The sequence below is a fragment of the Rhodococcus sp. WS1 genome (assembly GCF_003797745.1).
Lineage (GTDB): Bacteria > Actinomycetota > Actinomycetes > Mycobacteriales > Mycobacteriaceae > Rhodococcus_F > Rhodococcus_F erythropolis.
On the sequence record NZ_RKLZ01000001.1, the window covers coordinates 1391591 to 1407270 of the forward strand.

Genomic DNA, 15680 nt, shown 5'->3' on the forward strand with positions numbered 1-15680 from the left:
CACCCGAAGATCGTCGACCGAAACGCTCACACCCGCAGCCGAAACCACATACGCCACCAACCGCTGATCACCCGGAGAATCCTCACGAACAACCACCGCCGTCTGCGCCACCGACACATCCGCCAACACCGCAGACTCGATCTCACCGATCTCGATCCGGAACCCACGGATCTTCACCTGATCATCCGCGCGACCCAGATACTCCAAATCACCAGCACAGTTCCACGACGCCACATCACCCGTGCGGTACAACACCTCACCAGCAGCAAAAGGACTCGCCACAAACCGCGTCGACGTCAACCCCGCCTGACCCAGATAACCCCGAGCCAACTGCACACCCGAGACATACATCTCACCCGCGACACCAACCGGCACCGGAGCCAAACGCGTATCGAGCACGAACACCTGCAGACCCGAAATAGCCTGACCCACAACACTCGCCGACGCATCCGCCGCCAACGCAGCATCCAACACACGATGGCTCACATGCACCGTCGTCTCCGTGATGCCGTACATGTTCACCAACGTCGGCGCAGAGTCACCGCGGCGGCCGTACCAATCCGACAAGCGACGCAGCTCGAGCGCCTCGCCACCGAAAACAACCCACCGCAACGACAACTCGGCGGCCTGACCGGATTCCGACGCCAACCGATCAGCCTCGGCCAACTGATAGAACGCCGACGGCGTCTGATTGAGCACCGTCACCCGCTCAGCAGCAAGCAACTCCAGGAACTGCTCCGGCGACCGCGACGTCACATAGTCCACGACGACCAACGTGCCGCCGTACAACAGCGGACCCCACAACTCCCACACCGAGAAGTCGAACGCATAACTGTGGAACATCGTCCACACATCCGACTCGTCGAACCCGTACACACTCTCGGTATTCGCAAACAACTTCGCCACCGTGATGTGCGGAACCTGCACACCCTTCGGGCGACCCGTCGAACCCGACGTGTAAATCACATACGCAACATTCGACGACCGCAACGGCGCAACACGATCCGCATCCGTCACCACCGAACCCTCGAACTCCGACACATCCACCGCGTCGATATCAACCACCGGCAAACCAGCGGGCAACACCAACTCACGCCCGGACCACGAAATCGCAGCCACCGGAGCAGCATCGGCCAGCATGAACTCGACACGATCAGCCGGATACGACGGATCCACCGGCAAATACCCCGCACCGGACTTCACCACCGCCAACAACGCCACCACAAGATCAGCCGACCGCGGCAACGCCACCGCCACCAACGACTCCGGACCACAACCCTGAGCAATCAACCTGCGCGCCAACCGATTCGACCGAACCGACAACTCCGCATACGACAACGACTCGCCACCGAACCGCACCGCGGTCCGATCACCAAACCGCGCAGCAGCATCATCGAACCACGCCGACAACGTCGAATCCACACCACGATCGACACCCGTGTCGCTCCATGACAGAACGCGATCCAACTCACCGGCGGTCAGAACATCCACGTCGCCAACGGCAGCAGTCGGATTCGCGACAACGCCACGGAGGACGGACACGAAGCGATCAGCGAACTCGGCCGCTGTCGACGCGTCGAACAGATCCGTCGTGTAGGTCAGAGTGCCGGACATACCGGCGTCAGCGGCGTCTTCAAGAGTGAATTGCAGATCGAACTTGGCCAGTGCTGCGTCGAATTCCACAGCAGCGGCGGTGAGTCCGGGCAGTTCGAGAGCACTCTGGCCAAGGTTCTGGAAGGTCAATGCCACCTGGAACAGCGGGTGGTGTGCCTGCGAACGCACCGGATCGAGCGCTTCAACGATCCGCTCGAACGGAACGTCAGCGTGGGCAAACGCCTGCAGATCCACTTCCCGCGCAGAAGCCAACAGATCCGCGAACGACATCGACGGATCAACCTCGGTACGCAGCACCAAAGTGTTGACGAACATACCGATCAGATCGTCGAGCTGCGCCTCACCGCGACCCGCGACAGGAGCGCCGATTGCGATGTCGGTGGTCGCGGACAACCGTGCCAGCAGCACGGCCAGCGCAGAGTGGACGACCATGAACGGGGTTGCGCCCGTCGCCTGACCTGTTGCTTCCACATCGGCCCACAGTTGCGGGTCGATGGTGAAGGTGTGGTTCGCTCCTTGTCCCGTTGCGATCTCGGGGCGGGTGCGATCACTGGGAAGGTCCAGCTGCTCGGGCAGGTCGGCCAGGGCATCGGACCAGTAGTTGATCTGCTGCGCGATGATTGACTCCGGATCGTCCTCGGACCCGAGAACCTCACGCTGCCACAACGCGTAGTCGGCATACTGCACCGACAACGGCGTCCAGGTCGGAGCCTGGCCGTTGGTTCTGGCGTAGTAGGCGGTCATCACGTCGCGGGTCAACGGGCTCATCGAGAAGCCGTCGGTCGAGATGTGATGCACCACGAACGACAACACGAAGTCATCATCGGCGACCTGGAACAGCTTGGCGCGCAACGGAACCTCGACGGTGACATCGAAGCCCTGGGCGAAGAACGAATACAGCTCCGCCTGGATTCGGTCGTCGGTGACGCGTTCTGCACCGAGATCGATCGAGACATCTCCAGCCGAGAGGATCTTCTGGTAGCCGATTCCGTCGACCTCGGGGTAGACCGTGCGCAGAACCTCGTGGCGACCGATAACATCGTGAACTGCCGAATTCAGGGCGGCCAGATCGAGCGCACCCGTGAGCCGAACGGCAACAGGGACATTGTTGACAGCCGATGCCGTGTCGAATCGGTTGAGGAACCACATGCGCTGCTGCGCCAACGACAACGGAACCTGCGCCGGACGCACCTGCGCAGTCAACGCCGCACGCGAACCACCACCAACACGAGAACCGAGTCGGGCAGCAAGCCCTTCAACGGTCGACGCCTCGAACAACTCCCGCACCGACACCGAAGCATCCAACGCCTGACCCAACCGAGACGTCACCTGCGTCGCAATCAGCGAATTACCACCGAGCGCGAAGAAATCATCATCCAAACCAACACGCTCAACGCCCAGAACATCCGCAAACGTCTGCGCCACAACCTCTTCCACCACCGACGTCGGAGCCCGGAACACCGCAACCTGCAACGACGGAACCGGCAACGCCCGACGATCCAACTTCCCGTTCACCGTCAACGGAATCGAATCCAACACCACAAACGCCGACGGCACCATGTACTCCGGCAACAACGAACCCACCGACACCCGAAGATCGTCGACCGAAACGCTCACACCCGCAGCCGAAACCACATACGCCACCAACCGCTGATCACCCGGAGAATCCTCACGAACAACCACCGCCGTCTGCGCCACCGACACATCCGCCAACACCGCAGACTCGATCTCACCGATCTCGATCCGGAACCCACGGATCTTCACCTGATCATCCGCGCGACCCAGATACTCCAAATCACCAGCACAGTTCCACGACGCCACATCACCCGTGCGGTACAACACCTCACCAGCAGCAAAAGGACTCGCCACAAACCGCGTCGACGTCAACCCCGCCTGACCCAGATAACCCCGAGCCAACTGCACACCCGAGACATACATCTCACCCGCGACACCAACCGGCACCGGAGCCAAACGCGTATCGAGCACGAACACCTGCAGACCCGAAATAGCCTGACCCACAACACTCGCCGACGCATCCGCCGCCAACGCAGCATCCAACACACGATGGCTCACATGCACCGTCGTCTCCGTGATGCCGTACATGTTCACCAACGTCGGCGCAGAGTCACCGCGGCGGCCGTACCAATCCGACAAGCGACGCAGCTCGAGCGCCTCGCCACCGAAAACAACCCACCGCAACGACAACTCGGCGGCCTGACCGGATTCCGACGCCAACCGATCAGCCTCGGCCAACTGATAGAACGCCGACGGCGTCTGATTGAGCACCGTCACCCGCTCAGCAGCAAGCAACTCCAGGAACTGCTCCGGCGACCGCGACGTCACATAGTCCACGACGACCAACGTGCCGCCGTACAACAGCGGACCCCACAACTCCCACACCGAGAAGTCGAACGCATAACTGTGGAACATCGTCCACACATCCGACTCGTCGAACCCGTACACACTCTCGGTATTCGCAAACAACTTCGCCACCGTGATGTGCGGAACCTGCACACCCTTCGGGCGACCCGTCGAACCCGACGTGTAAATCACATACGCAACATTCGACGACCGCAACGGCGCAACACGATCCGCATCCGTCACCACCGAACCCTCGAACTCCGACACATCCACCGCGTCGATATCAACCACCGGCAAACCAGCGGGCAACACCAACTCACGCCCGGACCACGAAATCGCAGCCACCGGAGCAGCATCGGCCAGCATGAACTCGACACGATCAGCCGGATACGACGGATCCACCGGCAAATACCCCGCACCGGACTTCACCACCGCCAACAACGCCACCACAAGATCAGCCGACCGCGGCAACGCCACCGCCACCAACGACTCCGGACCACAACCCTGAGCAATCAACCTGCGCGCCAACCGATTCGACCGAACCGACAACTCCGCATACGACAACGACTCGCCACCGAACCGCACCGCGGTCCGATCACCAAACCGCGCAGCAGCATCATCGAACCACGCCGACAACGTCGAATCCACACCACGATCGATCTTGCCAGCACTGAAGCGGGACAGCAGGTTTCGTTCACCATCGACCAAGATGTCAACGTCACCCACCGCTACGGTGGGATCAGCAGTCACCGCACGGAAGGTCCGTACCAACCGATCACCGAATTCCACAACGGTCGACTCGTCGAACAGATCCGTCGCATACGCCAACGAGGCGGACATTCCGGCGGGTGCGCCGGCCTCGTCGGTTCGTTCGGTCAGGGTCAACTGGAGGTCGAATTTCGCCAACGCAAGATCGGCACTTTCGATCGACACTTCGAGGTCGCCCAATTCGAGCGTTGCCTGTTCGTGGTTCTGGAAACTCAACGCCACCTGAAACAGCGGATGACGAGCCTGCGAACGAACCGGATCGAGAACCTCCACCACACGCTCGAACGGAACATCCGCATGCGCGAACGCCTGTAGATCCACTTCACGCGCCGAAGCCAACAGATCCGCGAACGACATCGACGGATCAACCTCGGTACGCAGCACCAAAGTGTTGACGAACATACCGATCAGATCGTCGAGCTGCGCCTCACCGCGACCCGCGATCGGTGTACCGATCGCGATGTCGGTCGTTGCGGACAAACGAGAAAGTACGACGGCGAGCGCTGCGTGAACAACCATGAACGGTGTCGAGTTACTGCTGTGCGCAATCGAATTGACAGCTTCGTGCAGAGTGGCGTCGATATCGAACTCGACCTCGGCTCCGCGCCCTGAAGCGACCTCGGGACGCGGACGATCGCCAGGCAGATCCAACTGCTCCGGAAGATCAGCCAACGCATCCGACCAGAACGCAATCTGCTTCGCGATCACGGACTGCGGATCCTCCTCGGACCCGAGAACCTCACGCTGCCACAACGAGTAATCGGCGTACTGCACCGGCAACGGCGTCCAAGCCGGCACGGACGCTCGTGTACGTGCTTCGTAGGCAACCATCACGTCGCGGGTCAACGGGCCCATCGAGAAACCATCGGTCGAGATGTGATGCACCACGAACACCAGGACGTATTCGCTGTCGCCGACTTTGAAGAGCTTGGCGCGCAACGGGACTTCAGACGTCACGTCGAAGCCGACCGTCGCCAGCTCTGCGACGCCTGCAGCCAGGCGATCTTCCGTGATCGACACGGGGCTTAGATCGACAACAACGTCTCGAACGTCACGGATTTCCTGGTACCCGACGCCGTCGACGTCCGGATACAGCGTCCGCAGTGATTCGTGTCGGCCCACGACATCGAGCACGGCAGCGTTGAGAGCTGCCACGTCGAGGGCGCCCGAAATCCTGATCGCCGCCGGAACGTTGTTCACTGCCGACGCGGGTTCGAACCTGTTCAGGAACCACATGCGCTGCTGCGCCAACGAAAGTGGGATCCGAGCGGGCCGGGACTGCGGGACCAGTGGGGCCGTGGCACCCGAACCGGCGTGCAGCTCGAGCCGGAGGGCGAGTGACTGCACGGTCGACGCTTCGAAGAGCGCACGAACCGGAACGCTTGTGTCAAGCGCCTCCCCCAGCCGTGCGGCGACACGGGTCGCGATCAGCGAGTTGCCTCCGAGCTCGAAGAAGTCGTCGTCGCGGCCAACCTGTGCGACTCCGAGAACTTCGGAGAACACCTGCGCGACAGTCTCTTCGACGGTCGTGATCGGCGCCTGATACACCTTCGACTCGAACACGGGCGATGGCAGAGCTTTGATGTCCGTCTTGCCCGCGGTGGTCAACGGAATCGAATCGAGTACCAGTACCGAGTCGGGGACCATGTAGCCGGTCAGGAACGTCGACACCGACTCGATGACCTGTGCGGGATCCACCTCGGCGCCGGCCTGTGGCACCACGTATGCAACGAGACGATCTCCGAAGTGATCGTCGGAGCGAACAAGAGCAACAGCTTGCGCAACGCCCGCGCAACGGGTCAGCGCGGCCTCGATCTCGCCGAGTTCGATACGAAACCCACGGATCTTGACCTGGAAGTCACTGCGGCCCACGTACTCCACTGCGCCACCGTCGATCCACCGGACCACGTCACCCGTGCGGTACAACCGCTCACCCGGCGCCCCGAACGGGTCTGCGACAAAACGACCCGCCGTCAATGCCGGCTGTCCCAGGTATCCACGAGCGACCTGAACACCCGACACGTACAACTCACCTGCGACACCAACCGGCACAGGCTGCAAGCGGCCGTCCAAGATCCGCGCGGCCATACCCCGAATCGGGCCGCCGATGTTCATGCGATCAAACGCGGTCAGCGTATCGCTGATGTTCGAGGCGACCGTCGACTCCGTCGGACCGTACGCATTGAAGAATCCACGCACACCGCCATCCGGAAGCGGCACCGCCCACTTGGCAACGAGAGACCGCGAACTGGCTTCGCCACCGACGACAACCACCCGCAACGCGTCAAGCCCGCTCGGATCCACTGATGCCAGCGCAGCGGGCGTCACGAACGCATGCGTCACGCCCTCCGAACGCAAGATCTCGGCCAGTTCCGCACCGCCGTACACCGTCGTCGGCGCAATCACCATCGTCGACGCGGAGCCGAATGCCATCAGCAACTCGAGGACAGACGCATCGAAACTCGGCGAGGCGAAATGCAGCGTCCGAGCATCCGCGGTCAGCGCATAGCGCTCGACCTGCTCGGCACAGAAATTCGCCACACCGGCGTTGGTGACCACAACGCCCTTGGGCAGACCTGTGGTGCCGGACGTGTAGATGACGTACGCAGGCTGCCGCTCGTCGATCGCACTACGTCGATCCGAATCACTCACCGGCGCGCAGGATTCTGCCGCGCACGCCGCCACTGTCTTCTCGTCGTCGAGAACAACCCACGTCAACGCCGACGGCAATCCTGCCTCGACGTCACTGAGCGCAAGACCCAGCACCGCACCGGAATCGGAGATCATATGGGCGATACGGTCAACCGGATACGTCGGGTCGACGGGCACGAACGCAGCACCCGTTTTCGCCACTGCCCACAGAGCGAGAACCGAATCGGCCGAACGCGGAATCGCGATCGCGACCCGATCCTCCGGCCCGACGCCCTTCGCAATCAGAACACGAGCGAGTTGCGACGACCGCTCGTCGAGTTCGCGGTAGCTGATCGACTGACCGTCGAAGCGAATCGCATCCGCCGACGGATCCAAAGCGGCCGCCGCTGTGAGAATCTCGACCAGGGTTCCCGAGACCGACTGACCTCCATGAACATCGGCCAGCACACCCCGCTCGGCCGCATCGAGAATATCGATGTCACCGACGACAATCGAAGGAACCGACACGACAGTCTCGAGGATACGAACCAGACGCCGAGCAAACCCTTCGACCGTCGAAACGTCGAACAGATCTGCAGCAAACGTGAATTCGGCCGAGAGCCCTTGCTGGATCCCGTCTTCGCCGATCGACTCGGTTACTGCGAGTTCGAGGTCGAACTTGGCAGTGGTCGTGTCGATTTCGGCGGCCTTGATCGCCAGTCCCGGCAGTTCCAATGCCGTTTGCGCGAGATTCTGCAAGGACAGCACGACCTGGAACAGCGGATGTCTGGCCTGCGACCGGGCGGGAGCCAAGACGTCCACCAACCGCTCGAAGGGCACGTCCGAGTGAGCGAACGCTCCGAGCGCAGAATCACTCGCCGCAGCCAGCAGATCCGTGAATGCCTGGGCCGGGTCGACCTCGGTCCGCAGAACAAGCGTGTTGACGAACATGCCGACGAGATCGTCGAGCGCCTCGTCGCCACGACCGGCAACGGGAGTGCCCACGGCGATGTCCGAGGTTCCGCTCAGTCGGGCCATCAGAACGGCAAGCGCCGAGTGCAACGCCATGAAGAGCGTCGCGTTGTTCTCCCGTGCCAGCGCGTCCAATCGACGGTGCACATCCCCGGAGATCTCGAACGCGAATCGCTCGCCGCGCATCGACGCCACATCAGGCCGAGACCGGTCCGACGGAAGCTCGATCACATCCGGTAGGTCTGCCAGAGTCTCGGTCCAGTACGAGATCTGCTGCGAGATCAGTGATTCCGAGTCGTCTTCCGACCCCAGAACCTCACGCTGCCACAACGAATAGTCGGCGTACTGCACAGTCAACGGCTGCCACGCCGGCGCGGTCCCATCCTTGCGTGCCGAGTAGGCAATCATGACATCGCGAGCCAGGGGCGCCATCGACCAACCGTCAGCGGCGATGTGATGAACCACGATCGCGAGGGTGTGCTCGGTGTCGCTGACCGTCAACAGGCGGACACGGATCGGCACGTCGACAGTGACGTCGATCGCTGAGGATCCGATTGCAGCGACTCGACTTTCGAGCTCGTCCGGATCCGAAACCGACTCCACGGTCAGTCCACCGAACGCCTCCGAAAGCGACAGAATCGACTGCTTCGGTCCGGAAGCCCCGTCCGGATATACCGTTCGGAGCACTTCATGCCGGGCCAGTACGTCCTCGAGCGCAGTTTCCATCGCGGCAGTATCGAGATGGCCAGTCAGGTGCAGAGCAAAAGTGATGTTGTAAGCAGCTGAATCGGTGTCGAAGCGGTTCAGGAACCACATGCGCTGCTGCGCCAGCGACAACGGAATTTCCGCGGGACGCACCTGTGCGACGAGCGCCTTCTGCCCGCCGCTACCTACGTGCGACTCGATGTGTGCGGCGAGCGCCTCGACGGTGGAAACGTCGAATAGCGTTCGCACCGGCACCGTAGTGTCGAGCGCCCGCCCCAATCGGGAGGTGACCTGAGTAGCCACCAGGGAGTTGCCACCGAGTTCAAAGAAGTCGTCGTCGAGGCCGACTCGTTCCACTCCGAGAACATCCGCAATCACCTGCGCGACAATCTCTTCCACCGGCGTGGTGGGTGCACGAAACTCGCGGACCTCGAAAACAGGCTCCGGCAAAGCCCGGCGATCCAATTTGCCCACCGGAGTCAACGGAACCTCGGCGAGTTCCATGATGACGGACGGAACCATGTAGCTCGGCAGAGCCTCCGCCACGAACGAGGCGAGCACGTCCCGATCGAAACTCGACCCGTCAGCCAGTTCGACGTAGGAAACGAGGGTTGTGACACCCGCCGCGCCTTCGCTTCCGACCGTCACCGCGAAGCGCACAGACTCGTGCGAGGACAGAACTGCGTCGATCTCACCGAGTTCGATACGGAATCCGCGAACCTTGACCTGGAAGTCACTGCGGCCGACGTATTCGAGAACCCCCGCGTCACCGCGCGCGTCTCCGCCGGTCCAGCGCACGACATCGCCGGTCCGGTACATTCGCTCGCCATCCGGCGAATACGGGTTGGCAACAAACCGTTCCGCAGAAAGACCTCGCCGCTCGTGGTAGCCGCGAGCCAATGCAGCGCCCGCAAAGTAGAGCTCTCCCCTGGTACCGACTGGAACAGGATGCAGACGCTCGTCGAGTACCAGTGCCGACATGCCCTCGACGGGACGCCCGATGTCGATCGATCGGCCGATCGCGAGATCGCCGAACGACGAGATGATAGTGGTCTCGGTCGGACCGTACCCATTGAAGTAGGCGCGCCCTGGGGCCCATTTCGCCAGCAACTCGGGAGTGGTCACGTCACCGCCGACGGAGACGACTCGCAATTCAGGCAGCTCTGCCGGCTCCATGGTCCCGAGTACTGCGGGAGTGATGATCGCGTGTGTGACCTTCTCGGAATGAAGAAGATCCGACAACTCGTGTCCACCGATAATTGTCGAGGGAACGATCACCAAAGTTGCACCCGCAGAGAAGGCGACCATCCATTCGAGTACCGACGGGTCGAAGCTCGGCGAACAGATATGGAGGAAGCGCGAGGACTGTTCCACCTCGTAGCGACGCTGTGCTGCGTCTCTGACCCCACGGAGACCACCGTGAGTGACGCTGACACCCTTCGGTTTTCCCGTGGAACCGGATGTGTAAATGACATATGCAACGTGAGAACTGTGAATCGGAGCGATTCGGTCCTCGTCCGTGACCGGCGCTGAAGATTGCGTCGACAGTTCTCCGTTCAGCGCCTGGCCGTCAAGGACCAACCATTCTGTGACCGCAGGAAGCTTATCTACGAACTGTCCCGACGTGAGTCCGATCGCGGCCGAAGAATCGGCCAGCATGTGCCGGACACGATCTTCCGGATAGCTCGGGTCGACTGGGACGTATGCCGCCCCTGACTTCGCCACCGCCCATACTGCACAGACCATCTCGTACGAGCGAGGAAAGGCGAGAGCAACAATGGTCTCGGGGCCGGCGCCACGTCCGATCAGAACCCGTGCGAGCTTCGACGACTGCTCATCGAGCTCGCGGTAGGTGATCGATCGACCCTCGAAGCGCACAGCAACCGAATCCGCCTCAGCCGTGCCGGACAGGAAGATGTCGACGAGACTCTGCCGGGGCATCGTGTAATCCGCGGCTACGACCGTCAGATCGGTGCGCTCGGGGCGTGAGAGCAGGTCGATATCGCCGACGATCGTTTCAGGTCGGGTAGCCACGGCATCGAGGATGCGCACGAACCGAGTAGCGAAAGTGTTCACCGTGGCCGGATCGAACAGGTCCGTGGCATAGGTGAAGGTGGCGCTCAAGACGTCCGAGTCTTCGCTGCTTTCAGGATTCTCGGACACCATGAGCTCGAGATCGAATTTGGCGACCGGTACTTCCAGTTCAGCTGCAACTGCTTTGACACCTGAGAATTCCAGTTCGCGTCGTCCACTGATCTCCGCAGTGAGCGCAACCTGGAACAGCGGGTGACGAGCCTGCGAACGCGCCGGACTCAGGACTTCGACCAACCGCTCGAACGGCACATCGGCATGCCCGTAGGCAGACAAGCCCGATTCCCTTACCCGAGCGAGCAACTCTTCGAATCGTTCGTTCGGATCGACCTCGGTGCGAAGCACCAGGGTGTTCACGAACATGCCGATCACGTCGTTGAGCGCTTGATCGCCTCGCCCGCCGATCGGGGCACCGATCGCGATGTCGGAGGTACCACTGAGCCGGCTCAACAGCGTTGCATATGCCGCCTGCAACACCATGAACAGCGAGACGCTCCTCGAGCGCGCCAACTCGTTCAACTTGCGCGTCGTGCGTTCGCTGATCTGAAAATGGTGCTTGGCACCGTGATTGGACGCGATGGCAGGACGAGGTCGGTCGGTCGGCAGATCCAACTGATCCGGCAAATCGGCAAGTGCCCGGCGCCAGAAGTTGATCTGGCGAGACGACTCCGAGCGCGGGTCTTCGTCGGATCCCAGTGCTTCGCGCTGCCACAGGGCGTAATCGGCATACTGAATCGGCAGCGGCGTCCACGCCGGCGCAGACTTCTCACTTCGCGCCGAGTATGCGACGAGAAGGTCACGTGCGAGCGGACGGAACGACAGTCCGTCTGCAGCGATGTGATGGAGAACCATCACCAGGACGTAGTCCGTCGGAGACACCTCGAAGAGGGCAACCCGTACCGGGATTTCGAGCGTCACGTCGAAGCCGCGAGACGCCACGTCGAACAGCGCCGCGTCGAGATGCGAATTCCGAATCTTGACCGGATTCAACTCCACCGCGGCCCGGTCGACCGGCAGAACCATCTGTTGCGCGGTTCCGTCGACATCAGGGTAGATCGTCCGCAAGGACTCGTGTCGCTCGAGAAGATCCATCACCGCGGCATGCAGGGCGGACGGGTCCACCGAACCGGTGAGCCGGACCGTGAACGGAAGGTTGTACGCCGGCGTCGACGGCTCGAGACGGTTGATGAACCACATGCGCTGCTGTGCAAGCGAGAGCGGGACAACCTGGGGACGAGGCTTGGCGATCAGCGGGGTGAGCTGCCGCGCGTTACCCGCCACAGACTCGGCGCGGGCCGCCAAGGTAGCGACCGTGGTGGACTCGAAAAGCTCTCGAACGCCGAGTTGCACTCCCAAGGCGGAACCCACGCGGGTCACCAACTGTGTTGCAACCAGCGAGTTTCCACCGAGTTCGAAGAAGTCGTCGTCGATACCGACGCGCTCGACACCGAGAACGTCGGCAAAGACGTCAGCGACAACCCGCTCGATTTCGGTGCGGGGCTCGCGGTACTGCTTCGCACTCGCGAACACCGGCTCGGGCAACCCGGCACGATCCAATTTGCCACTCGTATTGAGCGGCAACGCATCGAGCACCATCAACGCGGCCGGAACCATGTACGAAGGGAGGCTTCGACCGGCGAACTCACTGAGCACCGCAGCATCGATGTTTCGGCCCGGGCCCGGCACTACGTAGCCGACCAATTGATCACCGGTCGGGGTGACGGTCACCAAGACAACAGCCTGGGAAACGTCGGGGTGTGCCAGAAGGACGGTCTCGATTTCGCCGAGCTCGATGCGCTGCCCACGGAACTTCACCTGGAAGTCGGTACGCCCGATGTAGTCGAGGTTTCCGTCCTCACGGCGGCGGACGAGGTCGCCGGTCCGGTACATACGCTCACCGGCCGTGCCGTACGGATTGGCTACGAACCGATCCGAGCTCAGGTCCGGTCGACCAACGTATCCGCGCGCGAGTTGAACGCCGGCGAGATAGAGCTCACCCGGCTGCCCGATGGGGGTCGGGCGAAGTTGTCCGTCCAGTACGTGCGCCTGAGTGTTCCACTGCGGCATACCGATCGGCACGGAAGTAGTATCCGTGGCCACGGCCTCGTAGTACGTGACCGATACCGCGGCTTCGGTCGGACCGTACAGGTTGTGCAGTCCGGCTCCACAGAGTTCGCGGAAGGCGGAAGACGTCTCGGGCGGGAGCGCCTCGCCGATGACGAACACGTGGCGCAACGAATCACAAGATCCGGCAGGTGCATTCGCAGTGAACAGCGTGAGCATGGATGGCACGAAGTCGGTGATCGTGACGCCGAGCTCCGCGATCTTGTTCGCCACGTAGATCGGGTCTCGATGACCGTCCGGAGTCGCGACGACGAGCGTGGCGCCGACCTGCAACGGCATGAAGAATCCCCACAGGGACACGTCGAATGTCGTAGCGGTCTTCTGCAGGTAGATGTCCGACGCCGAAAGCTCGTACTCGGCGTTCATCCACTGAAGCTGATTGTTGATCGCCGCGTGAGTGACCGCGACACCCTTGGGTCGACCGGTCGAACCCGAGGTGTAGATCACGTACGCAGTGTTCGAGAAATGCAAGGGAGACAGGCGATCTGCGTTGACGATCGGCCTGCTGTCGAGCTGCCCATAGTCCAGTGTGTCGATCTCGATGACCCGTGTGCCCGAGGGCAGATCCACGTCGTCCCGCGCAGTGGTCACAACACACGTGGGCTGCGCCGACTCGAGAATGTAGGCGGTGCGTTCCGCTGGGTGGTCGGGATCCACCGGCACCCAGGCTCCGCCGGCCTTGGCAATCGCGTACAGACCGACCATCAAGTCCAAAGATCTGCGGATCGACAGTCCTACAAGCGATTCGGGCCCAACACCCATGGCGATGAGTTGACGAGCCAAACCATTTGCGCGAGAGTCGAATTCGGCGTATGTGAGGCTGGCGCCTTCGAAAACGACAGCGGTCGCATCGGGAGTTCTCTCGACCTGACGCTCGAATGCTTCGGTGATGGTCTGCGAGGCAACGTGGAAGCCGGTGCGGTTCCACAAGGCAACCTTGTTTCGCTCCTCGTCGGTGGCGACAGGAAGATCCCAGACCTTGCGGCTCGTTTCGGCCGAGACGAACTTCTCGAGAAACTCCACGAACCGCGAGTGATTTCGCTGGGCGTCCGCGGGCGCATACAGATTGGGATTCGACTCGAAGTCGATGTGTGTGCGGGTATCGCCGACGCTCTGGTACAGGTTGACACCGAGGTCTTCGATCAAACCCGTGGACAGGATGTGAAGCTCGCCGACGAGGGGCCCGAACGCCAACTCGGTGGAAAACATCATGATGTTGATCCACGGGCCGAAGAATCCGCCCCGGCCCGGCCCGTCACCGCCGCGAACCATGTCCTCGTGTCGGTATCGCTGGTGGCGCAGCGCGCCGGACATTTCGTTCCTGACGTCGTCCAGAAGCTCCTGGACGGTGGTGTCCGCAGTGACGGTCAGTCGCAGCGGCACGACGTTGGAGACCATGCCTCCGGATCGACGCAGCACGGCTGTCGTTCGACCGGAAACGGGCAGACTCAGCGACACGTCCTCTCGCCCGGTCATCTGAGCGAGGTACGCCGCAAACGCCGCGACGACAGTGCCGGCAACAGTGGTCTTCTCTACGCGCTCGAGGAACCGCCCGAGCAGAGCCTCGACGTGGTTGGACAGCGCTGCACTGTCGATCCGACTGACTGGAGCAGGCGCGGCACTTCGACCCGCGAGGCTCGAGATCTCGTCGAGATTCTCGATCTTGTCTGCCCAGTACTTGCGATCGGTTTCGAAACGACTCGACTGGCGGTACTTGTTGTCCACCTCGTAGACGTTCCGGAGATCGGAGGCCTCACTCGGCTCCGGATCCCGGCCCTCCACGCGCGCTGAGTACAGCTCCGCCACGCGAGTGACGAACGTCGACGCACCGAAACCGTCGAGAATTGTGTGGTGGACCCGCGTGTACCAGTAGTAGCGGTTCTCGCCGAGGCGCAGGATCGTGGCAGAGATCAGTCGGTCCGTAAGCATGTCGATCGGCCGGCTGCGATCTGCTCGCATCCACCGCATGGCGGCGTCGTGCGAGTCGTCTTCACTACGAAGGTCTACGTAGCCGACTGAATCATCGAGTGTGGGGTCGATGATCTGGTACGGCTGGGCATCGATCTCGAAGATCCGGACGAAGGCCGACCCGATTTCGCGACCGGCGTCTGCACAGGCCTGGCGAAGGGCGTCAAGCTCCAGAGCACCACGGAGTTCGACGTACTGGGCGATGTTGACCGGTACTGCGGGATCTAGGTGCTGCGCGAACCACATACCGAGCTGGGCCGCCGAAAGTGGGAATGCGTCTGATCGCTGAACGTCTTCCGGCGAGCTGCCGACCTCCGGCTTGCCGCTCCCCAGTTCTCCGTTACCCAGCGAATTCACGCCCACAGCCTCTCTTCCACACCATTGCGCACCCGTGCGAGCCGAACGTCCGATTCGCAGCAGCTACCGACCTCATCCAACCTCGACGA

The 15680-nt window shown here is 62.0% G+C and carries 1 protein-coding gene (cut by a window edge); it reads right to left on the reverse strand.

Annotated features, from left to right (window positions below; translation table 11 throughout):
• Positions 1-15591: the 5' portion of a non-ribosomal peptide synthase/polyketide synthase gene (locus EEB12_RS06320; RefSeq protein ID WP_141487528.1), read on the reverse strand. Its footprint begins 13155 nt before the window's first position; only the first 15591 of its 28746 coding nucleotides appear in the window; the start codon lies at positions 15589-15591; its stop codon lies beyond the left edge, outside the window.
• Positions 15592-15680 lie beyond the last annotated feature (89 nt).